Below are 26026 nucleotides of genomic sequence, written 5' to 3' on the forward strand. Positions count from 1 at the left end.
GAATTAATATTTAATAATTTTTTCAAGTCCAACCTTCACAGTTTGAAAATCAGACTTAGAAATGAAGCCTATTTTTTTCAGAAATCGTTCTTTCGATAATGAACGAATATGAATTGTCATGACTTCGGATATTTTTGATAAGCCGTTACTCTCCGTAGGCTCCAAAATTAAGTTGCCTTGATAGTTCTTAAGGTTGGAAGTTAAAGGGCAAGCAATAACAGTATTCAGGTTATTGTTTGCCAAATTACCTGAAACTATTAAAGCCGGACGACGGCCGGCTTGTTCACTTCCCAAAACAGGATCAAAATACACTTCCCAAATCTCTCTTTGTTTCATTGGGAGTCCATATCTTCTAGCTGTTTGTAATAATCTGCCATTCCCTCTTCGGCCATTAAAAGCATGTCAGGATCGCCAGCCATTCTCTTGTAGCTTTTTAAATATGCCGCCTTGTCCAGATGTTCAAGGTAGATTGTAAGCGCTTTTTCCAAGATTTTGTTTTTTGGCATTTTCAATTCCTTTGCCGCATTAGCAAGATCTTTGAGAAGATTATCTGGTAGCGATGATGTAAATGTTGTCATTTTATATTTATTTTACGTAAATATAAATAATATTGGAATAAAAACCTAAAACATTTTTGTTAATCCAACTATCTGTTTAAAATAAATTAGTTGACTCTTCACTTCTTAGAAACAAAAAAAACACATTCCAAATTTCACCTTAATTTTATCCGCTCTCTCTATCTTCCAAAGCTACAAACCAATCTTCGAATAACGCTCAGAGATTCCTGCCTACGCAGGAATTCGCTCAATAATTGCTGCATATCCCTGCCCCACGCCAATACACATTGTAACCAAGGCGTATTTTTTATTTTGTTCTTTTAATTCCAACGCTGCGGAATAGGCAACACGAGCACCTGTTACGCCAAGCGGATGCCCAATAGCGATGGCGCCACCGTTGGGGTTTAATCTTGGGTCATCATCTTTTAACCCCCACGCTCGGGTACAAGCCAAAGATTGTGCTGCAAATGCTTCATTGAGCTCAATAACATCCATATCATCCATGGTTAAACCTGCTTTCTCAAGTGCTTTGTTGGAAGCTTCTACAGGGCCAATACCCATAATTCTTGGCTCTACTCCAACCACAGCAGAACTCACAATTCTCGCCAATGGTTTTAGGTTATATTTTTTTACAGCATCTTCCGAAGCAATAATCGTTGCAGCCGCTCCATCATTTAATCCTGAGGAGTTCCCTGCCGTAACACTTCCACCTTCTCTTTTAAAGGCTGGGCGCAATTTCCCTAACACCTCTAATGAAGTAGCTGGTTTCACAAATTCATCTTTTGAAAACTTTATAGGATCTTTTTTGCGCTGTGGAATTTCAACCGTAACAATTTCTTTTGCCAATCTGCCATTTTCTTGAGCTTTGGATGCTTTCATCTGACTCCAATACGCAAACTTATCTTGGTCTTCTCTTGAAATACTATACTTTTCAACTAAATTTTCAGCTGTATTTCCCATCCCGTCAGTACCGTACATTTTATCCATTTTCGGGTTTACAAATCGCCACCCAAAACTGGAATCGTACATTTTAGCGTCAGACCCAAAAGCTTTTGATGGTTTAGCCACCACGTAGGGCCCACGCGTCATGTTTTCAACACCGCCGGAAATAAATAGGTCGCCATCGCCAGCTTTTATCGCTCTATTGGCGTGGATAATTGCCGAAAGACCGCTGCTACAAAGCCTATTTACCGTTTCGCCCGGAACTGTAACAGGCAAGCCAGCTAAAAGTGAGGCCATTCGTGCAACGTTTCTATTGTCTTCTCCTGCTTGATTGGCACAACCAAGAATTACATCGTCATAAGCTTGTTTCGGAATATCTGGGTTTCGTTTTACAATTTCGGCAATCACCAAAGCAGCCAGATCATCAGTTCGTATCGTGCTCAATGCACCTCTGTAGTTTCCTATTGGAGTTCGTATGCCGTCAATTATATATGCTTCCATAAAATGAAATTAAAGTTGAAACTGAAATCGCTCCGAAGGAATGCCTATGGCAAAGTCGAAAAGTGAAGTTCAGTTATTAATTAATAATCTAAGTTATCTATTGATTTAAAATTTTCTTGGAGTTCGCCACGGCGGAAACACTTTGCAGATTAATTTAATATTTCCGCAAAGGTATCACCTTGCCTTATGTCTCCAGATCTATAGCCTTTCATAAACCATCTCATTCGTTGTTCAGAAGTTCCGTGCGTAAAACTATCTGGCTGAACATCTCCACGAGATCTTTTTTGGATGGCATCATCGCCCACGGCGTTAGCAGCGCTAAGAGCTTCTTCAATATCGCCTTCTTCCAAATACTCTCGGTTATAATGTGCCCAAACGCCCGCATAAAAATCTGCCTGAAGCTCAAGTGCAACTGACAATCTGTTTGCCTGACTTCTATTTTGGCGTTGTAGTTTAGTTACTTTTTGTGAGGTTCCAAGTAGGGTTTGCACATGATGGCCTATTTCGTGCGCCGTAACATAAGCAATGGCAAAATCGCCTCCCTTTGCCCCAAAGCGGGTTTTTAACTCCTCAAAAAACGCCAAATCCATATACAGTTTATGGTCTGCCGGGCAATAAAACGGTCCAGAAGCCGATGTAGCATTTCCACAACCGGTACTTACCGCATCTGTAAACAGAACCATTGTAGGCTCTTCATACCGACCTATACTGTTTTCATTAAAAATTTGACCCCAAACATCTTCTGTATCTGCTAAAACTGTAGCCATAAAGTTCCCCATTTCCTTTTCTTGGGCTGTAAGTTCGCGTTGTTCGGTTTGTTGAACAGTACGACTATTCCCAATTTGCTCAACAATTGGAGCCAACTGCTGCCCTGTTTCACCTCCAAAAAACTGAAGTGCGATTACAATTAAAGCAACAACACCGCCTCCTGCCGCAAGTTTACCTTTATTGCTCATTCCCCGACGGTCGTCAAGGTTTCCGCTTTTTCTCCTACCTTTCCATTTCATAATTTAAGTTTAATAGCGTAAATATTGGTTAATAAAAAAATTACATCTCGAATTTTTATCCTGTGAATTTACAAATTACTAGGATTTAAACTTTAGTTTTTCCATTACAATTTTATTTATTAAACTCTCTTTTCAAAATTAGATACCCTACTACACCACCAAATATAGAAGCTACGAAGATTCCAATTTTTGCTTGGGTTTTAAATTCTTCATGGGTAAATGCCAATTGTGTTATAAAAAGGGACATAGTAAACCCAATTGACGCCAAGAGCGCTAAACCAGCAAGAGATTTTAAGTTCATGCCTTTCGGAAAAGATGAGATTTTCAATTTTACCGCAAGCCAAGAAAACCCAACTATACCTATTAATTTCCCTAGTAACAATCCTAAAACAACCCCAAGCGCTACATTTGTGTTAAACAATTTTTCTACTTCAATATTAAAAACCGTAACCCCAGCATTTGCTAAAGCAAAAATAGGAAGCACTATAAAATTCACAAAAGGAACCATTGCATGCTCCAATCTTTGTAACGGCGGCATAGCCCTTTTTGTATCGGCATTTACACGCCCTAAAATCTCCAATTGTTCTGACGTTACCGTCGGAACTTGATCATTAGGATCTGAACGGGTAAACTGAAGCAAGTGTTTTTTAATTCTCGAAATGTAAATGGTTTCCTTAATCCGCACTTCGGCAGGAATCATAAAAGCGGCCAGTACCGCAGCGATGGTGGCGTGTATCCCCGACAATAAGAATGCTGTCCACACCCCTACAATGCCAATGATAGCATAGTAGATTATACTTCTTACCCCCATTCTATTACCGATAAACATCAACAGCAAAAATCCAAAGCCTACCGCCAGGTTTAAAAATGAAATACTCGAGGTATAAAAGAATGCAATTACCAAAACTGCACCAATATCATCCACAATAGCCAAGGCTGTTAAAAACACTTTTAGCGCTATGGGAACTCTATTTCCTAAAAGGTAAATTACTCCGAGCGCCAAAGCAATATCTGTAGCCATCGGGATTCCCCAACCGGTATTTACAGCTCCAACTGGGTTTAAAGCAAAATAAATTAAAGCAGGAACAATCATTCCGCCTATGGCTGCGGCAATGGGCAGCATGGCTTTCCGGATATCTGAGAGTTCTCCCGCCACAATTTCTCTTTTAAGCTCAAGGCCAACTACAAAAAAGAACATAGCCATTAACCCATCATTAATCCATTCAGAAATACTGTATTCTAAATATGGTTTTCCGTCAAACTGAAACCCGAATTCATGCTCAAAGAAATGATGATATTGTTCATGCCAAGGCGAATTGGCTAAAACAAATGCCACAAGAATACTGATTCCTAAAACAAGAGATGCAGACTTCTCCTCTTTCATTAATCTAACAAATGGTTTTTTTATTCGGTCTATGGGGTAATATTTTTTCGGCATGCTAATTATAGGGAGTTAAAAAGAATTTAAACAAAATTACCAAAAAGCGCATCTCTAAATGTTAAGGCTTACCAAAAGCGTCCTTCTAGCTTTGATATTTTTTGATTTTCTTGAAATCTTACTGTTTTAAATTGAATCGATTTTATTTAAATTAGATCGTTTCTTGGGTGCTTTAAGCTAAAATAAAGTTAAGCCGGCAATATATGAAACTTACCTGATAAACTTACGGCTATTGCAGTTACTAAGGCATTACCAAAAATTCTCTAAAAAGGTAGATTAGGCTATAATCGCCTTACCAATCTTTTGAAGTTCGATATACCACACCTTTAAAAAGCGCTACCAGCTCGTCTTCGCGCTTTACCTCAACAATATTAAACCCCAATTTGTTTCCAACCTTTTCAATAACAGATTCTGCGGTTAAATAATCACCTTCATTCAAAGCTTCTATATGGTTTATGGAGGTTTCTATTGAAACAGCGAACTTGCCATGGGTATTTGCGGCAAAACCAAAAGCTGTATCGGCAAGGGAGTAGGCAATTCCGCCATGGGCTTTGTTCATGCTGTTTAGCATGTCTTTTCTTATGCGCATGCCAAGTTTAGCCCTTCCTTTTTCAACTTCTAATATTTCAATTCCAAGCCATGAACTGAAAGGGTCTAAAGACAACATTTTAACAGGAATATCTTCGGGCTGGATTTTAAAATTTTTCTGATTTGTATCTTTTTCAGTCATATCCTTAGTTAATGTGAAAGTAGAAAGACCTTCAATGGATTTCAAAAATAAAGTAATTTTTCGTTCCCAAAAACGAATATCCTCCTAGAAGCAATTTAAAGCTCTAAAACTTGCTCCATTTTTTATTCATTTTGTTTTCTGAAGTAGCTAAGTCAAGAAAATTTAAGAAATAATTGTATGTTAGTCCTTTTTTTAATTTCCAGCTAATTGGATTAACGAGCTCAGAAATATCATCTAGAGTATTTTCAGCTTTTTTACTTAAATAACATGAAAACAGAAAAAGTAACCACCTCAGAAAAAAAAGGGTTTGTAACCAAGATCCTAGATTCCGTAGAGCGTATAGGAAATAAACTTCCTGATCCCGCTATTTTATTTTTTGTACTAATGCTCTTTATCTGGGTATTATCCGCGGTTTTTTCCAATATGGAATTTACCGAAATTGACCCCTCCACAGGCACTGCTATTGAAGTTCATAATTTGCTTACTAGTGCAGCCCTAGCTAAATTTCTTGCCAGTATGGTAAGCGTTTTTACCAGTTTTGCGCCTTTAGGGATAGTTCTAGTAGCCATGTTGGGCGTTGGCGTTGCCGAACATTCAGGCTTTATAAATGCCGGATTAAAATCTATGTTGCAGGTTACGCCTAAAAAACTACTGTCGCCCATGCTAATTTTGGTAGCTATTGTATCACATACCGCAACCGATGCAGGTTACGTTTTGGTAATTCCGCTGGGAGGCATCATTTTTTATGCTGCCGGCCGACATCCAATTGCAGGTATAGCCGCTGCCTTTGCTGGTGTTTCTGGAGGATTTAGCGCCAACTTTGTTCCCTCTGGTATAGATCCTTTACTACAAGGATTTACGCAATCTGCTGCCAGAATTATTGATCCTACTATTGAGCTAAACCCTCTAAACAACTGGTTTTTCACTTCGGCATCTACACTTCTTATTGTGCTTATTGGCTGGTACATTACAGATAAAATTGTTGAGCCCAGACTCCGAAAAGTCCCTGTTTCGGTTGAAGAAGGAGAAGAAGTAGACATGGGTGCTTTGAACAAAAAAGAGAAAAAATCTTTTTATGCCGCTACCTTGGCTATGATTCTCGGTTTAGTGGGACTTTACTTATGGGCAGCCCCTACAGATTCTGCCCTTCGTGATCCGCAAGGGGAAATAACATCCTTTTCAGCGCCCTTGATGCAGTCCATTGTTCCGATTATTTTTATTGTCTTCCTAATCCCTGGGGTTGTTTATGGCCTTATGTCTAAAACTTTTAAGACCTCGAAAGACATTATTGAAAGCATGACCAAGTCTATGAGTGGTATGAGCTATTATATTGTTATGGCGTTTTTCTGCGCCTTATTTATCGATGCCTTTGCAAAATCTAACCTTGGAGCCTTACTAGCTCTAAAAGGAGCCTCAGGCTTACAAGCTTTAAACATGCCCGCCCAAATAACCATTGTTGGAATTATAATTTTAACCGGCTTTGTAAATATTTTTATAGGTTCCGCCTCAGCAAAATGGGCGCTTATTGCTCCTATCATGGTACCGATGCTAATGCAATTGGGCATTTCACCAGATCTTACACAAGCCTCCTACAGGGTGGGAGATTCCGTATCTAACATTATCACTCCACTGATGCCATATTTTCCATTGGTAGTAGTTTACTGCCAGAAATACGTTAAAGGTACGGGAATTGGCACCTTGGTATCGACCATGGTTCCATACTCCATAGCCTTTTTTATTTTATGGACAATATTCCTATTGCTATATTGGGCAGCTGGAATCCCGCTAGGGCTACAGTCAAGTTATGATTATGCTTTGCTATAATAGATAGCAATTTTTAAAATAAAAGCCTTCCTGAATCAATTTCAGGAAGGCTTTTCCACATTTTGTTAAAACCGCAGAAACTTAACCTGCCGCCTCTTCGCTTTGGATTTCTTGAGCTACTTTTTCTACGTCCTCCATTACACGAAGCAAATTCTCGCCCCAAAGCTTTTTAATATCTTCTTCGCTATAACCGCGCTTCACCAATTCTTGGGTAACATTAAAGGTTTCCGACGCATCGTCCCAACCATAAATACCACCGCCACCATCAAAATCGGAGCTGATACCAACATAATCAATACCTATTAACGCTACCATATAATCAATATGATCTACAAAATCCTTTACATCAACAGGCGGAGCAATAGGGTTTATTTCCGCTTCAATACGCGGTTTTGCCTCGGCTTGTAAAGCTCTATACTTCTCCCGATAGGCATCTGCCGCGGCTTTATCTAATTGTTTATAATCTGACCAAGAGAGCAACTCCAAGTCCATTTTCTTCGCAATCTCATCTATTATTGGTTGTGCTTTCGCTTTATGAATTGAATCTTTCTCTGAGTTTATATAGCTTGAAAACGCAACTGCCTGAACCACTCCTCCATTTTTCTTAACAGCAAGAAGTTCTTCATCCCAAAGATTTCGGCTTACATCATTCAATGCACGTGCCGAAGAATGTGATGCTAGAACTGGTGCTTTGGAGAGCGCAAGAGTTTGTTTATTTGAACCTGTAGAAGGATGAGAAAGGTCAATCATGATTCCCAAACGGTTAAGCTCAGCAACTGCTTTTTTGCCTAAATCACTCAAACCATTGTCATAAAGCCACACATCATCTTTCTCTCCCGTATTGCTATCAGCAAGCTGACTGTGCCCATTGTGCGATAGCGATAAATATCGGGCTCCGCGATCATAAAACTCTTGAAGCTTAGAAAGGTCTTCCCCCATGGGGTATCCATTTTCAATTCCTATAAGTGCAACTTTTTTGCCCGATTTTACAATTCGGCGTACATCCTTGGCCGTAGTAGCCAATTCAATTTTATCGGGCGCAATTTCTTCGGTTAGCCGGTGGATAGCCTTAAATTTTGCATCAGCATTTGCATAGGCTTTTTTATAACCCGCTTCGTTCAGTTCGCCCTGTCCAGTATAAACAATTAAAAACACGGCATCTAACCCGCCTGCTTCCATTTTTGGCAAATCTACCTGAATGGGAAGCGTTTCAGTATAATTAGATACTTCGGTAAAATTGTCAACATCAATATCTACATGGGTGTCCATGGTGATAGCATCGGCATGGATTCGCTGGGCTTTTTCTTGCATAGTTTCAGCAGATTCATCAGCTTGGTTTTCCTGCTCTTTCTTCTTGTTTCCACAGGAGCCCAAAACAAGGCTAACAGCCAAAATAAAATACGTAAAGTGTTTCATATAAAAATAATTAGTGATTGATAAGTTTTTAGTTGAACATTAGATTTTTACAGTTAAACCCCGTCAATAATTAATCCATTTCGCATAACATTATTCCGCATAAGCGAAGGAGTTACATTAAACTTCAAATTGAAGTTTTTCAGAATTCATTTGACGTAGTAATGGCGAACAGCGGTATCGATCTTCACGGTACATTTGGTAGAGTTCATCCATTTTTGAAACACACCATTCAATCCCTTTCTCATTTGCCCAAGCCAATAAGCCCTTTGGGTAATTAACGCCTTTTGTCATGGCATTATCAATGTCTTCTGCCGAAGCAATATTCCAAAACAAAGCATCTGCAGCTTCGTTAATTAGCATGATGAGAATCCGATCAAAAACAGCCTGATCAGTTACTTTTTCTTCGGAAGCTGTTTTGGCCCTGGTTGACTTTCCATCAGTTCGAGCTGTCATTTTTCCATCCTCGGAATAATTGTAGTAGCCTTTTCCACTTTTCCTTCCTAAATAGCCAGCTTCTGAAAAACGTTTCTGTGTAAACGAAGGTTTATAGCGCGGATCAAAATAGAAGGCTTTAAAAACAGTTTCGGTAACGGTGTAGTTTACATCGTTTCCTATAAAGTCCATCAATTCAAACGGCCCCATTCTAAAGCCGCCAATTTCTTTTATTGCCTTGTCAATTTCAGAAAAAGAAGCTATTCCCTCCTCATAAATACGTAATGCTTCCCCATAAAATGGTCGTGCAACCCGATTTACAATAAAACCTGGGGTGTCTTTTGCCACGGCAACTGTCTTACCCCAAGATTGAATGGTTTTTACTGAAGTATCTAAAGTTTTTTCTGACGTTTGAATTGCAGGAATAACCTCAACCAACTTCATTAATGGGGCAGGGTTGAAAAAATGAATTCCGATGCAACGCTCTGGGTTTTCCAATGCCGAAGAAATGGAAGCAACAGAAAGTGAAGAGGTATTGGTTGCAATAATGCAATCATCAGAAACAAATTTCTCAAGCGTCGTTAACACATTCTGCTTGATGTCTAGATTTTCCACGATGGCCTCAATAACCCAATTGGAGTCTTTCAGTTTCTTTAGCGTATCTACATACTGAATGTTACTTTCAATACGCTCTTTTTCATCTTGGTCTATCCTGCCTTTTTCAACAAGGCGGCTCATTATCTTTTCTAAATTGGACTTTGATTTTTCAAGTGCTTCTACTTTCAGGTCGTACAATTTTACCGTACACCCAGCAGTGGCTGCTACTTGTGCGATGCCGCTACCCATGGTTCCGGCTCCTATTATTGCTACATTCATAATATTGAATATCGAATTTCGAACACCGAATACCGAAGTGAATCAATAGGTGTATCAGATTATTTTAAGTTATTTTATATTTTGAGAGGTGCGAATACTGGAAACAAAAATGACACTCAATTCATTGTTTTCCTTTAAAAAGGATATCCAGTTTTTCAATATCCTTTATCAAATTCGCTCCTTTAAACAAATTTTAATTTTGTGCTAAAAACCGCTACTTGATTCTGCACTTTGGGCTTCTCCATAATTCAAGGCCGCAGCAGCACTGAATCTAATAAGTTGTTTTACAAGTGAATCATCGCAAAACTCCCATCCAGTTTCCCATCAATAAGATTACTTCTACTGTAAACTGAATGAGACTTCTTCTAAATCATATTTATAAGTAGCCATATTAAATATTTTAATGCGAATCGGCATTCAATATCGACAAAAAAATCAAAACTCAGTGAAAATTTTCAGCTATCACTACTAAATTAAGCTGAGCTCTTTTCTTCTTTACCACGCTTATTCAATACATTATCTCACATTCAACATTCATTATTTGATAGGCGATGATTTTTTATTCAGTGTTCGATATTCATTACCGCCCTTTAAACTCAGGCCTTCTTTTATTAACAAAAGCATCAACTCCTTCGGCATAATCCTCACTTTGGGCGGCTTCAATTTGAAGTTTACTTTCCAAATTCAATTGTTCTTCCAAAGAATTTTGTAGCGATTGATTCAGCAAACGTTTGGTGAACCCAAGGGCTTTGGTTGGCATATTGGCCAATGTGATTGCAACTTTATTTATTTCTTCTGAAAAACTATCGGCAGCAACTACTTTATAAATCATTCCCAGTCTTTCAGCTTCTTCGGCAGAAACTTTATCGCCCAACATCATCAAGGCAGCAGCTTTTTGGTAACCGACTAGACGCGGCAAAAAGAACGTTCCGGCACTATCTGGCACCAGGCCAATTTTACTAAAAGCTTGAATAAAACTAGCTTTTTCTGAAGCAATGACAATATCACAAGCCAAAGCTATATTTGCTCCTGCTCCAGCAGCAACTCCATTTATTGCAGCAATAACGGGCTTTTCAATTTTTCGAATACGAGAAATAATCGGATTGTAATGCTCTTCAAGAATTTTTTTAAACCCAGGGTTCAATTCTGGCGAAGTCACTTCCTTTAAATCCTGCCCAGCGCAAAACGCCTTGCCACTACCCGTGATTACTATTGCCCGAACCTCTGAATTTTTTTCTGCTGCATCCAATTCGTTTTGAAGCAACAAGGCCATTTCACGATTAAAACTGTTAAATACTTCGGGACGATTAAGGGTAAGAAAAGCAACTTTCTCTTTGATTTCTGCAGTGATAAATGGCATCTTATAGGAATTAAATTGATATTAGAATTACACAAAAATAGAAAGAATTGGGAGAATTCAGCTGAAATTGAAATAGAATGGATTATTTACAATTGAATGCAACAAACTGAATTCTAAAAACTACTTTAGGCTAGAGAAAATAGACCGTAAATGTAATTGAAAATTACCCACCAACATTACGTCTTCCACACCCTGATTGTCACAAAATCATTCCTATTGGAGTTGCTCCTCCTTTCGTTAGTTGCTTCCTTTCCAAGTTTCACGATTAAGGTCATAGTTTTATTTCCGAGAGTCGCTTGGTTACGGAGTCAACATTTACTCGGGTACTTTCCGAATCGTTAAGATTTGTTCTGCATGGCCAAAGGGTCCATCTTCATCGTGGAGCACAGAAGAAGTTAAACCAATTCCGTCTTTTCCATATTGTTGTTCTACGTCCAAACCCAACCACGTTCCAGTTGGCATACGATAAAGATGGATTTGCAAATCAACATTCGGAAACACATGAGAAAACGGTATTTCTTGTCGCATAACCACACCATTCATGGTATCTACCATCCCCATCAATTTCACAAAAGCGCTTGTGGATTCTCCTTTTACCATTTCAAGCTGGTTGGTCAACCATCCACTGCCTTTCCCAGGACGATGTTCTGCTACCTTAATATTTTCTGAAACCGAACGAATATATCCACCGTTCCAAAGCGTCATGCCTTTCCAATTAGGCAGACTTTTATACAATGGGATTGATTTGTCTTCCAATCCCGCAATTTTGGCGGTGTCTTCAGTAATCAATCGCCACGTTCTTGCAACAACACACGTTCTTCCCTTAGCTTCAAAAACAGATTCTAAGAGTTCAATGGTTTTTCCGGGACGAATGCACCGGGTTGTAATTTGAAAATCGTCTAAATGAATCATACCCAAAATGTCGAGGCTAATACGCGCAATCCGCATGTTCTCCTTAGGCTGAAATTTTTCGAGTTCTGCACAAATAACCCCTGTTGCAGGCGCCATATGTTGTTCTTTCTCATTCCACGCCCCTTGGGTGTTATTTGTTGGGCGATAATGTGCCACTTGCGCACCGTCTTCTTTGACTTCGCGATGGAGTAGTTCGTAATAAAAATCCATATTTTTTGGGAGCAAAGTTAAACAATCTTATACGCGAAACCATTGCCATTAACGATTGAGAGGATTTTGTTAAGAAATGAATGACATCTAATTGAAATTATATACCGTGATAAAACCGTCTTAAAAAATCTTTCGAAAAATTATTTAAAAATGATATTTTACTGACTTTTAAAATCCTAAAGAAGTTTCTATGATGTTTTATACATATAGTCTTGATTCTTTTCTTATTCAATCATCTCAATTCCTCCTCGATTTTCAACAAATCTACTAGATCCAAAAAATACTGAGTGCTCCATATTTCCAATGGCTTCATGTTCCGAATAAAAGGTCGCACATCTGCTTTTACTTTTTCAATTGAAGTAGTTGCAACTTTAGTTTGCAATAAATCCAGCAATTCCTCTTTTGAAATATTCGGTTTTTCCCAATCTCCAGAGTCTTGTGCACGCTGTATAAAATGTTCTAAATTCAAGGAAACACCTTTCCGTATATACCATTCCATATCAAACCAATCGCGACCTTTTACCCTATTTCTCCATTTTCGAAAAAGCAAGGCATGCATTTTTCCCGCGAACAAACTGGGCAGGTCAAAGCATTTCACATAAAAAGAAAAAGGTCGGAGCAGTAACTTTTCTTCTGTTTGAAAGTGCTGCGGCGGGTTTCGATCCACCTCAATTTTGATCTTTATGTTTTTATTAGATTTGATTCCCAATTGTTCGACAATATCTTCCAGCACCAATTCCTTCCATAAGGTTTCAGATTTAAGAAATGCCGATTCAATAGGAGTGGTATGGATTTTTGTTTTTTTTCGCAAACTGACGCGCATACCCATACTATTGAATTCCTCCTGAATAGCTTGAAAATACGGCTCTAAAGAAAAATTCTTTTCTTCGGAAAGCAATGAAAAATCCATATCTTCAGAATACCGGTCTAATCCATAAAAAATCCGCAATGCGGTTCCCCCATAAAAGGCTGCCTTTTTGAAAAAATCTGTACGTGACAATCCTGCAAGCGCAATTTCTTGCATAATCTCCCGCAAAGCCGAAAGTGCTTCCTCCTCATTCGCTGGATTGTATGTGTCTATCCATTCTTTTATCATAAGTTTTGTAAGGTATTTACCAACATTTTCAAACTCGAAGCCTTTGGCGCATCCACAATCCAACTGCTAATAGCATCGGTATCTAAATCTGTCAAGAATGTTTCATCCATCCGCATATCTTCAATTAAAAACCCAAAGGTTTGCAATTGACTTCTCAGCGTGACTCCAGCCGTAGTGATGATTAAATCGCATATTGCTTTTTCGGGCGTCGCCACCAATACAAATTGATTTGTCCCAACCTCTACACGTTCAAGCCCAAAAGAATAATATGGAAAATTGAGGTGGCGGTAGGTGTACCTACCAATAGGTGTATCATAAACCTGAGAAGTTTTTAAGGTTATGGAATTAATTTCATAAACACGTTCGGGAATAACACCCCAATGCGAAAGTGCTGTCTGGAGCGAAACATAGCTTGGGCCTCGCAGATGATTGGCAATTAGAAAAGAATGTGGAAGTGGCAAATCCAATTCCGGACCAGGAACATATAATCCTCTTCTCAGGGAGGTCAACAATCCACTTTGCACTAAGTCGCTGATTTTGTCATTCGGACGCCGATATGCTGCCAACACATCCGAAACCATTTGATGGGTTAAGGGAGCTTGCGCATAATCTTGTATGTCTTTTCGAAAGGCCATATGTATTATTTAAAGCATATAATCGAAATAAAACCGATTATATACCCATAAAAATACACATTTTTTCCGGGAATAAAAAACTAAATCAGATTTTTTCCGATTATCTCACAATTATATTACAGGTTATTGATTAACTTCGGCTAAAGATTGGCATCTTATGCAACCTTTCTGCCCTACCATTACTTTAAACATTTAAAATAATCAAAGGGCTCATGGCAATCGTCGCATTTAAATAATGCTTTACATGCAGTAGAACCAAATTGGCTTACCAAATGCGTATTAGTACTTGCACATTGGGGACATTTTACGAGCTTTTTTCCGTGGAGTAGGGCATCAATATCATGCGACTCAGCTAGGGGTCTGGCAATACCGTATTCCTCCATTTTTTGAAGACCTTCCTCAGAAATCCAGTCGGTGGACCAAGCTGGGGAAAGCACCAGTTCTACTTCAACTTTTTTCCCGATTTCAGCAAAGGCCGCTTTTAAATCATCACCAATTACATCCATTGCGGGACAACCTGAATAGGTAGGTGTAAGTTTAATTTTAACTATACCGTCTTCTTCTATTGCCTCGCGAATAACGCCCAACGCCAAAACCGAAAGCACAGGTATCTCTGGATCTGAAACGGTTTCCAGAACGGGCATTAAATCTTTATCTATATTTGGAGTTTCAGCTAGCAATTTGATTCTTTTTTATACATCTACTTGGTTTAAAAAAACCTTGTAGAAATACTTTTATATTTTCAACTCTAATTTCTATATGCTACCACTGCATATTGGGGTAAGTGCGTTGCATATACTGCAGTTCGGCAAGGATAAACCCCATGTGTTCCGTATGAACGCCCTCTTTTCCGCCTTTTGTAAAATATTTATTCTCAGGAACCTTAAGTGTGGCTTCCTTCAAAACTTCGGAAACCTCCTCATAATATTTCTCTTTAAAAGCAGAAACATCAATACCAACGCCTTCTTGCGCCATTGTTTTTTCGGCAGGCGTCATGTAGAAAAGCTCATCCGTAAATCGCCATAGATTGTCTATTGCTTCTTGCATTTTTTGGTTGCTTTCTTCAGTTCCGTCGCCCAATCGCTTTACCCAATCTCCCGAAAACCGGCGGTGATAGCTTACTTCCTTTATTCCTTTTTTAGCAATTGCTGCTAGGGTAACATCAGGGCTGTCTTTTAGCTTATCCATCAACATATAATGGAAAACATCAAATAAAAATTGACGCCCTATAACATAGCCAAAATGGGTATTTGGCTGCTCTACCAACAAGCAGTTTTTGTACTCCCCTTCTATCCTTAGAAAGGCAATGTCGTCTTCGGTTTTACCTTCACCTGCAAGCTTCGCGGCATATTGATAATAGCTTCGCGTTTGACCTAATAAATCTAATGAAATATTAGTTAATGCAATATCAGTTTCCAAGGTTGGTCCGTGACCACAAAGCTCCCCAAGTCGCTGTGCGAGTATTAAAGAGTTGTCTGCAATTGTAAGGATGTAGTTGTATAAATTTTTCATTTCATTTTTTTGAAAACGAAATCGAAAATAAAATCGAAATCGAAGGCTTTAATTATTTTTATTCTTGTAAGACACAACTCCAGAGAATCAATTATACTTTTTTAAAAGCGTAACTACGATTCTTATAAGTTGATCATTTTCATTTTGTATTGCCACTACCTTATTGTCATCTATTAAATTCGCTTTAACTTGGATATTAAAGTTTCTTAGAGACTCACGTAATTCTTTTAGAGTAATTCTTAATTTATTTGCTTTATCCTTGTTCGAACCAGCTCCTTCAAATTCCCCGAAATTTAAAGCAGCAGAACAAGCAGACCTTATGAGTTGCTTTGCTAAATAGTCTGCGGCAAAGGATTTTAGAGGCCTATTGAAAAGAATGACAACAGAAGCTGCGAAATCTTCAAAACGATTATTTAAATTATAGTTTTTCATTTTTCCATTTCAGTTTCGATTTCGATTTCGATTTCGATCTCCGCCCTCTCTACATATGCTTCACATCATCAGGCAGGTCATAAAACGTTGGATGGCGGTATATTTTATCTTGTGCAGGTTCAAACATTTCGCCATTATCTGCAGGGTTTGAAGCAGTTATATTTTTACTTTCCACCACCCAAATACTTACACCTTCGTTTCTGCGGGTGTAAACATCGCGTGCATTTTCAAGAGCCATATCGGCATCGGCAGCATGAAGGCTTCCAAAATGACGGTGCTCGAGTCCGTTTTTACTGCGGACAAATATTTCCCAAAGGGGCCAATTTTTTTTATTAGACATGAGATTTTAAGTTTGAAATGTTAAACATTTATTCTTACGTTTCACATTTATTTTTAACTCGCTTTCGCTACTTTTTTATTTGTATTTTTTGGTCATTACAAGAGTTTAGAATTCAATTCATCCTGCAACATTAAATTTCATTAAACGGAAACTTCTTCCGCAGGATTTTTATTCGCCAACTCCCTTAAAAAATTAGGACATATATCAAAACCATTAGGCCAAGTTAAGCCACCTCCATCTTCAATTGAAAGTTCAGCAAACTTCTTTTTGTTCAAAAGCTCTTTTGCAAAACCTTTATTTAAAAACTGCTCCAGATTAACTTTCGCTTGAAATCCATCTTGAAACTGAACAGCTACCAAGTAATCCCGTATAATTTTAAATGCTACTACTCTATTGTTCACAACTATTTTATTTTAAAGGTTTTATCTTATCCAATGATTCAGGGATTTGGGTCTTCTCCCAGTTTTTTAAAAGTTCTTTGCGGTGTAAATTTGCCCATTCCAAAACAAGGCTTAACGCCCTATTTGGAAGACTTCCAGCAATAATCTCAAGTGTTTTTATATTGACCTCTGCCTGCATACCTTGCTATTCCGCGTGAAAATGAGGCGGATTGTGGTCTATAAAATACATCCTAATCACAATTCCGTAAAATCTCGATATTTCCGGCATTACCATTTAACTCGCTTTCGCTACTTTTTTATTTGCATTTTTCTCAGCGTGAGCCATTGCGGCATTGCGTACCCATTCACCATTATTCCATGCGTTAACTCTGGCATCCATACGTTCTTTATTGCACGGGCCATGGCCTTTTACAACCTGCCAAAACTCGTCCCAATCAATTTCTCCAAAATCGTAATGCCCAGTTTCTTCATTGAATTTTAAATCGGGGTCTGGCATTGTGATTCCTAAAATATCTGCTTGGGGTACGGTTTGGTCTATAAACTGCTGCCGTAACTCGTCGTTGGTTTTGCGTTTTAGCTTCCATTTCATGGATTGCGCGGTGTGAGTAGATTCATCGTCAGTTGGTCCAAACATCATTAAACTTGGCCACCACCAACGATTTAGTGCGTCTTGCGCCATCGCTTTTTGCTCTTCGGTTCCTCTACAAAGCGTTAGCATAATCTCATAACCTTGACGTTGATGAAAACTTTCCTCCTTACATACGCGTACCATTGCACGGGCATAAGGACCAAAAGAAGTGTTACAAAGCGGCACCTGATTGATGATTGCCGCACCGTCAACAAGCCAACCAATGGCACCAATATCGGCCCAAGTAATTGTTGGATAATTAAAGATGGAAGAGTATTTTGCTTTCCCTGAATGGAGTTGCTCGTAAAGTTCCTCACGAGAAATCCCCAGAGTTTCGCAGGCAGAATACAGGTATAACCCATGTCCGGCCTCATCCTGAACTTTTGCCAGTAAGGCTGCTTTTCTTCGCAAGGAAGGTGCCCGGGTAATCCAATTACCTTCCGGCAACATTCCCACAACTTCAGAGTGGGCGTGCTGGCTAATTTGCCGAATATGGGTTTTTCGGTATTTCTCCGGCATCCAATCTTTTGGTTCTATCTTTTCGTCGCGCGCAATGCGGGCTTCAAAGATTTCTTCTAGATTTTTTATTTCTTTTTCGCTCATAACTTCATCTTTTAAGACCTACAAAGCACTTAAAACCTTGCAGGAAAATTCATCATACATCAAAATCTACTTTCACTTTTTCTGAAGTGGGAACAGCTTGACAACTGAGAATATAATTTTGATCAACTTCCTTGTCTTCCAAGGCATAGTTTACTTTCATTTCAACTTCACCATCTAAAATCTGGCATTTGCAAGTACTGCAAACCCCACCTTTACACGCAAAAGGTAAATCGGCACCAGCAGCCAGGGCAGCATCGAGAATATTATCAAAATCTTTGGTCATTGTAAATTGGAATTCCTTTCCGGCATCTACAATGGTTACCTCAACGCCTTCAACATTTTGTTTTGCCAAACGCTCGGCTCTTTTTATATCTTCTTCAGACAATCCGGTAACAAAGAGTTCAAAATGGATTAACTCTTTTGGCAACCCAGCATTTATCAAAAATTCACTTACATAATCTACCATTTTTTCCGGACCGCACAAAAAGACCTCACTGGTATCTGGAATATCGATAAAAGTTTTTGTCAACACCTCCATCTTTTCATCGTCAAAACGGCCGTTGAAAAGGTCAATATCGCGACGTTCCTTCGTAAGAAAGTAATAAATTTCGAGCCTACCGAAATATTGGTTTCGCAACTGCTCCAATGTTTCCTTAAAGATAATGGATTTCGCCGTTCTATTCACATAAAACAACTTACAAGTAGCATCGGGCTCCAATGCCAAATGCGTTTTTATCATTGAAAGTACGGGCGTAATTCCGCTACCGGCAGCGAAAAACAGGTAGTTTTTGGGTTTATCAGGATTTACCTCTACCCCAAAAGTGCCGCTAGGGACCATTACTTCTATGGTATCGCCGGCCTGTAAATCTGAATTTACAAAGTTTGAAAACTTGCCTTCTGCAATTGCCTTTACCGCAACCTGCCATTCATTATCTACTGGACTGGAGCACAAGCTATAGGAACGGCGCGTGTCTTCGCCATCAATTTCAGCCTTTAAGGTTAAGTGTTGGCCTTGCCGAAAGTGGAAGTCTGTTGCCAGATCCTCGGGAACGTCAAAAGTGATTACCGAACAATCGCTGGTTTCCTTATAAACGTCTTTTACTTTTATTTTATGAAATTTCGCCACGGGTATATGTTAATTAACAAAATTACGGTTTTTAGTTGAAGTTGCAATTTACAAAAGACTATCCACTTACTCCGTCTTGGTTTTTACTAAAAAATGAAAAAAAATTACAACAAATTCTTCATAAGCCTCAATAAAAGCTCTTTCCGATTTTAGTTTTGACACAGGAAAAAGCAACTTCCTTCTGAAAAATGGGGAGGAACAATAGAATTTCAAATCTAAACGCAGTACTTTTGAAATATGGAAGTAAAGATTGAAACTAACGAATTGTTAGACCGGTTACCACCGCATTTAAAACAATACATAAAGCCTCAGGATTATGAGCAATATACGCCCATAAACCAAGCCGTATGGCGTTATGTAATGCGCAAAAACGTCAATTATTTAAGCCAAGTAGCTCATGAAAGTTATGTGAAAGGGCTCGAAAAAACTGGAATATCCATTGACGAAATTCCTTCCATGTACGGGATGAACCGCATTTTAAAAGAAATAGGCTGGGCGGCTGTAGCTGTTGATGGGTTTATTCCACCAAATGCATTTATGGAGTTCCAAGCCTATAAAGTGCTGGTGATTGCCAGCGATATTCGCCAACTTGAAAACATAGAATACACCCCAGCACCAGATATTATCCACGAAGGTGCAGGCCACGCCCCCATTATTGCCAGCCCCGATTATGCTGAATATTTACGACGTTTTGGAGAAGTTGGCTCAAAGGCTATTTCTAGCGCCCACGACATTGATATGTATGAAGCGGTTAGAGAACTTTCTATTTTAAAAGAAAGCCCGCTCCCAACCTCCGCCAATAAAGAAGAAGCAAATCAACTACAAAAAAATCATCTTTTACGAATTGAAAAAGCCGAGGATCTTGTTGAAGAACTTCAAAACAAAAAAGTAAAACCTTCTGAAATTTCCTTGATTCGGAATTTGCATTGGTGGACCGTTGAGTACGGCTTGGTAGGCACTGCCGAAAACCCGAAAATTTACGGCGCGGGATTGCTCTCCTCTATTGGGGAAAGTGTATGGTGCATGAAAGACGAGGTGAAAAAAATTCCGTATTCCATAGATGCGGCTTACCAAGATTTTGATATCACAAAGCCACAGCCCCAACTTTATGTAACACCAGATTTTGCATATTTACAAGAAGTCTTGGAAGAGTTTGCAAACACAATGGCCGTTAGAAAAGGTGGTTGGCGCGGACTCAATAAACTGATTGAATCAAAACAACTGGGCACGATTGAATTAAGCACAGGATTGCAGATTAGCGGTAATTTCAGCCGCATGATAAAAAATGAGGATAATGAGGTAGTATATTTTGAAACGGAAGGAGAAACCGCCCTCAGCTACCGTGAAAAAGAAGTAATTGGCCACGGCATTAGCAGACACACAAACGGATTTCGGTCGCCATTGGGGAAACTAAGAGGCATTAATCTATCTATTGAAAACATGGGGCCTCGCGATTTACAGGCTTATAATTTTTACGATGGAAAGCCTATTTCCTTTGAATTTGAAAGCGGAATTACGGTAAACGGACTAAACGTAACCGGTATGCGAAACTTAAGGGGCGAGCTAATGCTTATCCAATTTACCGATTGCACCGTAAAATATAAAGACGAAGTATTGTTTACACCAGAAATGGGCGATTTTGATATGGCAGTGGGCAAAGAAATCGTTTCGGCATTTGCAGGTGCGGCAGATTACAACTCGTTCAATCTGGTAAACCACGTTTCAACGCATGAAACTGTTCGGGTAAAGCTTTCAGAAGAAGAAAAAGAACTGAATGGGTTTTACAAAACAGTTCGGGAGATACGAGAAAATCAAGTTCTTCCTTTGACGGCTTCTTCAGAAGGGAAGAAAATTAGTCAAGTATTTGAAAAGTTAAAAGAAAATCACCCAACCGATTGGCTGCTTCCTTTAGAGATTTATGAGCTGTCTAAAAAAATGGATTCAAAGTTTTCTGAAGAAGTTTTAAATCATCTTTTACATTTGAAAAAAGAAAGACCAAAAGTAGCGCATTTAATTGACGGTGGACTGGAGCTTTTAAACACTTCGGCCACACTCAAAATGTTAGCAGCAAAATAAATATTAATTTAAAAGAACCCGACCTTCGGGATAAACCATGGGATTATTAGACTTTTTATTCGGCAACAAATCAAAGAAAATTGAAGACTTTAAAAGCCGTGGCGCTATAATATTAGACGTTCGCAGCAAAGGTGAATATGACGGAGGTGCAATTCCGGGCTCCAAAAACATTCCGTTGCAAAGCATAAATTCTAAAATTGCTTCCATAAAAAAGTGGAACAAACCGGTAATTACTTGTTGCGCTAGCGGAATGCGAAGTGCCAGTGCAGCAGGTATTTTAAAAAGCAACGGTATTGAAGCCATGAACGGCGGGGGCTGGTTTAGCCTGAGTAAAAAACTATAACTTCAAGGCTTTAAAATCCTGTTCTTCTTGTATTGGGTTTCCGTTATATTCCAAGGTCCAACCCATAGAATTGGTAAGGATAAAAATTTTCTGAAGTTCTGAAATCAATCTGTTTTCGGCATTGGTTCGCAACTGAGAAGCTTCAATTTTCTTCCGTAGCGATTTCTCTATGCGTTTTTTTATTTTGTTGTAGTCTTTAGCGCTAAACTGATTTAAATAATCCTGTTGCATATCATAATATTCAATATTTGGATTGACGGAAAGTTCAGGTTCGGGAATACTTGTAATGCGCAAGGTTTTGTTACTTTCGTCTATTTCGGTTTGAACTTTACTCAAATCATAAGCAATACTCGCCTTTGCATTTACAACAATCAATGCCTTTTTACGAGCGGACAACACATCAAAATAAAACTTTCTTGAATCGTTATAACTAAACACTTGGGCATAACTACCTTCTGTAACAATCAGTTTACCTACATTCTCCAACTCCTTTTGAATAAGAGCCGTATTTGCCTCAAGAACATCTCGGTTCTCTTTTTGGTTTTCGCAATAACGCAGACCAAAAACAACAACAAGAGCAATTAAAATTCCGAGGATTATTTTTTTCATAAACAAGACTTAAGACCGTTTCGCAATAGGTGAATTTCCGGGAAGTGAAATTCAAAAATAGCTATAATTCTACTTCAATGGAAGTCTAGAAAAACATACTTTAAGAAATTCAGCAAAAAGTGTTTCAACATAAAAACTGACTGGCAGCGCATTCCGTGCTATTTAACCCAAGCTAAAGCGCAATTTACAAGTCGTATTTTATAACAAACATAACAATGCGCGGCATTACAAAATACTGCGAAGTGGTATTAAATTGATCGTTAAAGCTATCGTTATTTATAGATTTTGTATTCAATATATTGGTGGCGCGAACCGAGAATTCCCAAGGACTTTCCCCGTGTTTATAATACAAATCTGCATTAAAAAAGGAGTATTTGTTTTCCACCGTTTTGGCATCGTTTGTATACTTGTAATAATCCCATTCTGCAAACAGGTTAAAGTGCTTTAAAAAGCGGAAATTTACGTTGGCATAAGGGCGGTTTGTAAAAAACGTTTGTTCTATTCCTCCATTTTCATAATCATTCTTCATAAAACGATAACCAATTTCAAAATTCGGAAACTCCCTGAAATTTGAAAGCAGACTAGCATTATAGTTTTGTGTAAGACTTTGACTTTCTTGAACTTCGTTATTAATCGTGTTATTGGTTTTACTTAAAAACACAGCGGCATCAAGTTTAAACTGAATCTTCTTTATCCGCTTACTAAACCTTCCCACGGCCGAAAATGTTTCATCCGGAAAATTACTGTCAAAGTTTACAGGGCTACTCACTTGGTTTATCCCCACCAATTGGGTGTTTGTTTTTACGGCATCAATTCGTCTTGTATAGCCTATATTTCCGCCAATATTGGTATAATTAAAAAGGTTAAAACTAAAATACGTCAAGTTATAACTATGCGAAAGTGAATTTTCCAATTCTCGATTTCCTCGGAAAAGTCGGTTGTAATTATTAAACACATAGGCTTCAGCATAATTATTTACATCACTATATTCTGAAGTAATTCCATAATTAAAGCGCAGGTTTTCACTTTTTTTCAACTCCCATACCACATTTACATCAGGCAACAACCTCCAGTCGTTTTGGGTAGCCGTAACAGCCAATTGTTTGTTTTTAAGGCTGTAATTATGAAGCGTAACACCAGGTGTAAAGGTGAATTTCCCAGATTTTAACTTATAGTGCAATCCAAAAAAGGCATCTGTAAATGTATAGCTCACGTCATTATTAAAGGCGTCACTTTCAAATGGATTTTCGTTCCCGTTATCTAGAATCTGAAAAATTCCCGAGTTAAACGATTGCTTGCTATACGTTGTACCAATGGTAAAATTAAGGTTGCTGACATTATTGAGAATGTAGTAATAATCAACCTTTGCGTCTAATTTATTACTTTTCACCGTTTTGTTTTGATTGATGTTATACCGCTCAGATTGCTCCAAAGGATCAAAAGTATCTGCATTGCTATTAAATGGGTCTAACGGATCTATTTGGGTGAAAACACCACGAAACGGAATGGAATCTTGAACCGCTTGGTAAAACGGATCTTCATTTTTGTATAAATGTTGTACTTCCGCCGCAAAAATGTTTTTATCGTTTAAGGTGAAATAGGCATTTACATTTTGCTTAATTGAAAAAGGTTGGTTTTCCTTAGCTTCAGAAATAGCATTGGGATTCTCGCCTACTATTGAAATGGTGTTGTCTTCCTGGGTTTGCTTTGACGTTTTTGCCAAGACATCATAATCCAACTGAAAATCGCTGTTTGGTTTATAGGTACTACTCAACTTTAGCATTGCCAATTGGCTTTGTTGGTTGTTGCTGGTACTCGTGTTTTCAGTAGTTCCCGTTACTATATATTGCCGTATGCTCTTATTGACGATGTCTGTTTTATTATCGCTTAAAATTCCAAAGCCACTAACATCCAGTTTATCATTTAGGGTGTAGCTGAAATTTCCAGCAATAAATTTAGCTTCAATGGCTTTTGCACGATCATTTTGTGAAACTGCAAACCCAAGGTCGCTGTCGCTAATGTTAAAACTGGTTCCCCCTCCTCTATTGAAGTTTTTAAAACCGCCTGTAAAATTGAAGTAGTCCCGAAACGTAAACGGCACTTCCCCAATATTATTAAAATCGGTTATTAGGTTGATGCTGTATTTTGGGCTGTAGTAAAAAAGCTTTGGATGCGCTAAATAACGTCCATTTTCAGCTTCATACTCATCGGCCAAACCGGCGCCTGCGGTAACCTCACCAAACCAGAAGTTCTTTTTCCCTTCTTTTAACTTAATATTTACAGCAACATTATCGCGGTCGTAACCCAAACCGCGCATTTGGTCAACTTCGTTATAATTGCGAAGCACTTCCACCTTATCAACAGCATCGGCTGGAATGTTTTTAGTGGCCAATTTACTATCGCCATCAAAAAAATCTTTCCCCTCAACCATAACTTTTTGAACGGTTTTCCCTTCTACCTGAATTTCGCCTTCTTCGTTTACTTCTACCCCGGGAAGTTTTTTCATAACATCGCCCAATTTTCGTTCATCGCCTGTTTTAAAGCTATCGGCGTTATACACTATGGTATCGCCTTTTATGGTAACGGGCATTTCGTAAACAATCTCTACATCGTCCAATTGGCTTTCCTTAGCATTTAAAATGAAGTCTAATTCTATATTTTCCGAATTGGCAGGTACATTTATGGTCCGTTCTTTGGTTTCATATCCCAGAAAACTCGCCCGTAACACATATTCGTTTTCTTCGGGCAAATCTAACTGGTAGCGCCCTTGATGGTTTGTAATTCCATACGATTCGGTTTCACCAGTAGCTTTTATCCCAGCAATTACATTGGCAAATTCCAACGGATTACCAATACTGTCTTTAATCGTGCCCTTCACCTTAATGCTTTGAGCAGAAAGTGAAAAGGTGAAAAGTAATATTAGGAAAGTAAAGATCTTGTTCATTGAAAAAAGGGTTTACCACAGCGTCGCTGGGACACCAAGTTTATTAAAAGTGATTTATAGAAATTTGAATTCAACTTAACGTCCTGCGAGCCATTTTTTTCATGCAAAGTCGCTAAGCCACAAAGAACTACCATAGCTTTTTAAATGATCTTCCTAAAATCCGCCACGCCTGCCGCCTCTATTTTGAAAGTTTTCGCGCAGCTCTTCAGTTTTGTCTTTTACTATTTTTATATACTCCTCTCGAGTTACTTTCTTACCTTTTTTTGGCGGTTCAATATTATCGGCATTTTTGGGGTTCATCACAATTTTAGAACACAAAAGAGAAGTTCGGTAAACGTTAAGCTCTAAAATAAGTCCGGGTAGGCCAGCGTATTCCCCTGGTCCGTTGCTTACGGGAATCTGCGGCGTAAACCAAGCAGTAACTTCCACTTCCTCAGGAATTTCAATCCTATCCATAGGATCCTCCAACTTGGTAGAATCCTGTTTAGCTTCTGCTTCGTTCTGCTTCTCATCAGAGGCCGATTTCTTCTTTTTGGGTCGTGCCATACTAAAATCGTTGGCATCAACTTTTTTCATTGCAGTAGCCTTAAAGACAATATAGGCTCCAATCTGCTTCGATTCTTTGGTTTTTTTCCAATCTAAGGTTTGAATGCTATCGGTAACCAAAAATTGCTTTCCGAAGAACTCATTTTCCTCAATCATTTCTCCGGTTTTAATATTTTTATATTGGGCTCCTGGAATAAAACTGCCCATCATCATCTTAAAACCAGGATTTACTGGCCCCGCATCTAGTTTCTCCTCTTCCTTATAAATAGATTCATCCTTATTAAAGGTAAGCACATAGGTTTTCTCTAAGGCAGATTTCATCTGGTTCATAACCATTTTTTTCATTGCTTCAGGAATCTCGTTACCACCGTCAAAAGCATCTATATCTACAGTAGTTTTAGATTCGTAAAATGCCTGCCCAAAAAAGTCCTTCTGGTGAGCTTTCTGGTTATTGTCTTGAGCGCTAATCTGCAGGGTGAAGGCTAGCAGAAATATTGATATGTATATTTTCATTTGTTATGGTTTATGGC

25 protein-coding genes and 1 pseudogene are annotated in these 26026 nt (G+C 38.6%); 3 read left to right on the top strand and 23 right to left on the bottom strand.

What is annotated here, in order from left to right; genetic code table 11:
* Nucleotides 1-3: 3 nt before the first annotated feature.
* From QPK98_RS02340 to QPK98_RS02365, 6 genes are all read right to left on the bottom strand, one after another.
* Nucleotides 4-336: a type II toxin-antitoxin system PemK/MazF family toxin gene (locus QPK98_RS02340; RefSeq protein ID WP_310991393.1), complete on the bottom strand. Its 333-nt coding sequence runs from the start codon at nt 334-336 to the stop codon at nt 4-6.
* Nucleotides 333-578, bottom strand: a complete 246-nt coding sequence (locus tag QPK98_RS02345) for a ribbon-helix-helix domain-containing protein (RefSeq protein ID WP_310991394.1) — start codon at nt 576-578, stop codon at nt 333-335. Before QPK98_RS02345 ends, QPK98_RS02340 begins: the two co-directional genes overlap by 4 nt.
* Before the next feature lie 210 nt (nt 579-788).
* Complete coding sequence (pcaF, locus tag QPK98_RS02350) at nt 789-2000, bottom strand: 3-oxoadipyl-CoA thiolase (protein ID WP_310991395.1); 1212 nt, start codon at nt 1998-2000, stop codon at nt 789-791.
* A gap of 149 nt (nt 2001-2149) precedes the next feature.
* Nucleotides 2150-3007, bottom strand: a complete 858-nt coding sequence (gene ypfJ / locus QPK98_RS02355; protein ID WP_310991396.1) for a KPN_02809 family neutral zinc metallopeptidase — start codon at nt 3005-3007, stop codon at nt 2150-2152.
* Nucleotides 3008-3119: 112 nt separating this feature from the next.
* Nucleotides 3120-4445, bottom strand: a complete 1326-nt coding sequence (nhaA, locus tag QPK98_RS02360; protein WP_310991397.1) for a Na+/H+ antiporter NhaA — start codon at nt 4443-4445, stop codon at nt 3120-3122.
* 292 nt (nt 4446-4737) lie between these two features.
* Nucleotides 4738-5175 (bottom strand): PaaI family thioesterase, encoded by a 438-nt coding sequence (locus QPK98_RS02365; protein ID WP_310991735.1) that lies wholly within the window; start codon nt 5173-5175, stop codon nt 4738-4740.
* Nucleotides 5176-5442: 267 nt separating this feature from the next.
* Here QPK98_RS02365 and QPK98_RS02370 point away from each other — a divergent pair, with 267 nt between their 5' ends.
* A complete protein-coding gene (locus QPK98_RS02370; protein WP_310991398.1) occupies nt 5443-6999 on the top strand; it encodes an AbgT family transporter in 1557 nt (518 codons plus the stop codon).
* A gap of 81 nt (nt 7000-7080) precedes the next feature.
* Here QPK98_RS02370 and QPK98_RS02375 read toward each other — a convergent pair whose 3' ends face one another.
* The 14 genes and pseudogenes from QPK98_RS02375 to QPK98_RS02440 all read right to left on the bottom strand — a co-directional run bounded on the left by QPK98_RS02375 (nt 7081) and on the right by QPK98_RS02440 (nt 18978).
* Nucleotides 7081-8415 (bottom strand): dipeptidase, encoded by a 1335-nt coding sequence (locus QPK98_RS02375; protein WP_310991399.1) that lies wholly within the window; start codon nt 8413-8415, stop codon nt 7081-7083.
* 117 nt (nt 8416-8532) lie between these two features.
* Nucleotides 8533-9723, bottom strand: a complete 1191-nt coding sequence (locus QPK98_RS02380; protein WP_310991400.1) for a 3-hydroxyacyl-CoA dehydrogenase NAD-binding domain-containing protein — start codon at nt 9721-9723, stop codon at nt 8533-8535.
* A 580-nt stretch (nt 9724-10303) separates the two neighbouring features.
* Nucleotides 10304-11083, bottom strand: a complete 780-nt coding sequence (locus QPK98_RS02385) for an enoyl-CoA hydratase-related protein (protein ID WP_310991401.1) — start codon at nt 11081-11083, stop codon at nt 10304-10306.
* A gap of 315 nt (nt 11084-11398) precedes the next feature.
* Nucleotides 11399-12205, bottom strand: coding sequence for a thioesterase family protein (locus tag QPK98_RS02390; protein WP_310991402.1), 807 nt, complete (start codon nt 12203-12205; stop codon nt 11399-11401).
* 232 nt (nt 12206-12437) lie between these two features.
* Nucleotides 12438-13301, bottom strand: coding sequence for a nucleotidyl transferase AbiEii/AbiGii toxin family protein (locus tag QPK98_RS02395; protein ID WP_310991403.1), 864 nt, complete (start codon nt 13299-13301; stop codon nt 12438-12440).
* The gene (locus tag QPK98_RS02400) at nt 13298-13936 is read right to left on the bottom strand and encodes a type IV toxin-antitoxin system AbiEi family antitoxin domain-containing protein (RefSeq protein WP_310991404.1); all 639 of its coding nucleotides are present in this window, start codon (nt 13934-13936) and stop codon (nt 13298-13300) included. Before QPK98_RS02400 ends, QPK98_RS02395 begins: the two co-directional genes overlap by 4 nt.
* A gap of 179 nt (nt 13937-14115) precedes the next feature.
* On the bottom strand, nt 14116-14616 hold the full coding sequence (gene paaD, locus QPK98_RS02405) for a 1,2-phenylacetyl-CoA epoxidase subunit PaaD (RefSeq protein ID WP_310991405.1): 501 nt from the start codon (nt 14614-14616) through the stop codon (nt 14116-14118).
* Nucleotides 14617-14698: 82 nt separating this feature from the next.
* Nucleotides 14699-15448: a 1,2-phenylacetyl-CoA epoxidase subunit PaaC gene (gene paaC / locus QPK98_RS02410; protein ID WP_310991406.1), complete on the bottom strand. Its 750-nt coding sequence runs from the start codon at nt 15446-15448 to the stop codon at nt 14699-14701.
* Between the two features lie 87 nt (nt 15449-15535).
* Nucleotides 15536-15880, bottom strand: a complete 345-nt coding sequence (locus QPK98_RS02415; protein ID WP_310991407.1) for a four helix bundle protein — start codon at nt 15878-15880, stop codon at nt 15536-15538.
* A 49-nt stretch (nt 15881-15929) separates the two neighbouring features.
* Complete coding sequence (gene paaB, locus QPK98_RS02420) at nt 15930-16220, bottom strand: 1,2-phenylacetyl-CoA epoxidase subunit PaaB (RefSeq protein ID WP_310991408.1); 291 nt, start codon at nt 16218-16220, stop codon at nt 15930-15932.
* Nucleotides 16221-16360: 140 nt separating this feature from the next.
* Nucleotides 16361-16621 (bottom strand): DUF2442 domain-containing protein, encoded by a 261-nt coding sequence (locus tag QPK98_RS02425; RefSeq protein ID WP_310991409.1) that lies wholly within the window; start codon nt 16619-16621, stop codon nt 16361-16363.
* Between the two features lie 7 nt (nt 16622-16628).
* Nucleotides 16629-16895 (bottom strand): annotated as a pseudogene (locus QPK98_RS02430) (DUF4160 domain-containing protein).
* A complete protein-coding gene (paaA, locus tag QPK98_RS02435; RefSeq protein WP_310991410.1) occupies nt 16896-17852 on the bottom strand; it encodes a 1,2-phenylacetyl-CoA epoxidase subunit PaaA in 957 nt (318 codons plus the stop codon).
* Nucleotides 17853-17904: 52 nt separating this feature from the next.
* Nucleotides 17905-18978 carry a 2Fe-2S iron-sulfur cluster-binding protein gene (locus tag QPK98_RS02440; protein WP_310991411.1) on the bottom strand — a complete coding sequence of 358 codons (1074 nt, stop codon included), beginning with the start codon at nt 18976-18978 and terminating at the stop codon, nt 17905-17907.
* Between the two features lie 237 nt (nt 18979-19215).
* On the opposite strand from QPK98_RS02440, the gene QPK98_RS02445 reads away from it, so the two are divergent.
* Both QPK98_RS02445 and QPK98_RS02450 read left to right on the top strand, forming a co-directional pair.
* Nucleotides 19216-21054 (top strand): aromatic amino acid hydroxylase, encoded by a 1839-nt coding sequence (locus QPK98_RS02445; protein WP_310991412.1) that lies wholly within the window; start codon nt 19216-19218, stop codon nt 21052-21054.
* Nucleotides 21055-21091: 37 nt separating this feature from the next.
* Complete coding sequence (locus tag QPK98_RS02450) at nt 21092-21397, top strand: rhodanese-like domain-containing protein (RefSeq protein ID WP_310991413.1); 306 nt, start codon at nt 21092-21094, stop codon at nt 21395-21397.
* Here the strand turns inward: QPK98_RS02450 and QPK98_RS02455 are convergent.
* The 3 genes from QPK98_RS02455 to QPK98_RS02465 all read right to left on the bottom strand — a co-directional run bounded on the left by QPK98_RS02455 (nt 21392) and on the right by QPK98_RS02465 (nt 26009).
* Nucleotides 21392-22006, bottom strand: coding sequence for a DUF4230 domain-containing protein (locus QPK98_RS02455; protein WP_310991414.1), 615 nt, complete (start codon nt 22004-22006; stop codon nt 21392-21394). The genes QPK98_RS02450 and QPK98_RS02455 overlap by 6 nt on opposite strands.
* Nucleotides 22007-22190: 184 nt before the next feature.
* Complete coding sequence (locus tag QPK98_RS02460; RefSeq protein ID WP_310991415.1) at nt 22191-24950, bottom strand: carboxypeptidase-like regulatory domain-containing protein; 2760 nt, start codon at nt 24948-24950, stop codon at nt 22191-22193.
* 153 nt (nt 24951-25103) lie between these two features.
* Nucleotides 25104-26009 carry a GLPGLI family protein gene (locus QPK98_RS02465; RefSeq protein ID WP_310991416.1) on the bottom strand — a complete coding sequence of 302 codons (906 nt, stop codon included), beginning with the start codon at nt 26007-26009 and terminating at the stop codon, nt 25104-25106.
* Between the last annotated feature and the right edge of the window lie 17 nt (nt 26010-26026).

The organism is Aequorivita marina (assembly GCF_031631895.2).
Taxonomy (GTDB): Bacteria; Bacteroidota; Bacteroidia; order Flavobacteriales; family Flavobacteriaceae; genus Aequorivita; species Aequorivita marina.

Excerpts from the sequence above, each read along its gene's own strand:
- QPK98_RS02455 (WP_310991414.1), bottom strand. The coding sequence starts at position 22,006 with ATGAAAAAAATAATCCTCGGAATTTTAATTGCTCTTGTTGTTGTTTTT.
- paaB (WP_310991408.1), bottom strand. The coding sequence starts at position 16,220 with ATGTCTAATAAAAAAAATTGGCCCCTTTGGGAAATATTTGTCCGCAGT.
- QPK98_RS02385 (WP_310991401.1), bottom strand. The coding sequence starts at position 11,083 with ATGCCATTTATCACTGCAGAAATCAAAGAGAAAGTTGCTTTTCTTACC.
- ypfJ (WP_310991396.1), bottom strand. The coding sequence starts at position 3,007 with ATGAAATGGAAAGGTAGGAGAAAAAGCGGAAACCTTGACGACCGTCGG.
- QPK98_RS02415 (WP_310991407.1), bottom strand. The coding sequence starts at position 15,880 with ATGAAAAACTATAATTTAAATAATCGTTTTGAAGATTTCGCAGCTTCT.
- QPK98_RS02345 (WP_310991394.1), bottom strand. The coding sequence starts at position 578 with ATGACAACATTTACATCATCGCTACCAGATAATCTTCTCAAAGATCTT.
- QPK98_RS02370 (WP_310991398.1), top strand. The coding sequence starts at position 5,443 with ATGAAAACAGAAAAAGTAACCACCTCAGAAAAAAAAGGGTTTGTAACC.
- QPK98_RS02395 (WP_310991403.1), bottom strand. The coding sequence starts at position 13,301 with ATGATAAAAGAATGGATAGACACATACAATCCAGCGAATGAGGAGGAA.
- QPK98_RS02450 (WP_310991413.1), top strand. The coding sequence starts at position 21,092 with ATGGGATTATTAGACTTTTTATTCGGCAACAAATCAAAGAAAATTGAA.
- QPK98_RS02465 (WP_310991416.1), bottom strand. The coding sequence starts at position 26,009 with ATGAAAATATACATATCAATATTTCTGCTAGCCTTCACCCTGCAGATT.
- QPK98_RS02390 (WP_310991402.1), bottom strand. The coding sequence starts at position 12,205 with ATGGATTTTTATTACGAACTACTCCATCGCGAAGTCAAAGAAGACGGT.
- QPK98_RS02380 (WP_310991400.1), bottom strand. The coding sequence starts at position 9,723 with ATGAATGTAGCAATAATAGGAGCCGGAACCATGGGTAGCGGCATCGCA.
- pcaF (WP_310991395.1), bottom strand. The coding sequence starts at position 2,000 with ATGGAAGCATATATAATTGACGGCATACGAACTCCAATAGGAAACTAC.
- QPK98_RS02445 (WP_310991412.1), top strand. The coding sequence starts at position 19,216 with ATGGAAGTAAAGATTGAAACTAACGAATTGTTAGACCGGTTACCACCG.
- paaA (WP_310991410.1), bottom strand. The coding sequence starts at position 17,852 with ATGAGCGAAAAAGAAATAAAAAATCTAGAAGAAATCTTTGAAGCCCGC.
- QPK98_RS02400 (WP_310991404.1), bottom strand. The coding sequence starts at position 13,936 with ATGGCCTTTCGAAAAGACATACAAGATTATGCGCAAGCTCCCTTAACC.
- QPK98_RS02460 (WP_310991415.1), bottom strand. The coding sequence starts at position 24,950 with ATGAACAAGATCTTTACTTTCCTAATATTACTTTTCACCTTTTCACTT.
- QPK98_RS02375 (WP_310991399.1), bottom strand. The coding sequence starts at position 8,415 with ATGAAACACTTTACGTATTTTATTTTGGCTGTTAGCCTTGTTTTGGGC.
- QPK98_RS02340 (WP_310991393.1), bottom strand. The coding sequence starts at position 336 with ATGAAACAAAGAGAGATTTGGGAAGTGTATTTTGATCCTGTTTTGGGA.
- QPK98_RS02365 (WP_310991735.1), bottom strand. The coding sequence starts at position 5,175 with ATGACTGAAAAAGATACAAATCAGAAAAATTTTAAAATCCAGCCCGAA.
- nhaA (WP_310991397.1), bottom strand. The coding sequence starts at position 4,445 with ATGCCGAAAAAATATTACCCCATAGACCGAATAAAAAAACCATTTGTT.
- paaC (WP_310991406.1), bottom strand. The coding sequence starts at position 15,448 with ATGAAAAATTTATACAACTACATCCTTACAATTGCAGACAACTCTTTA.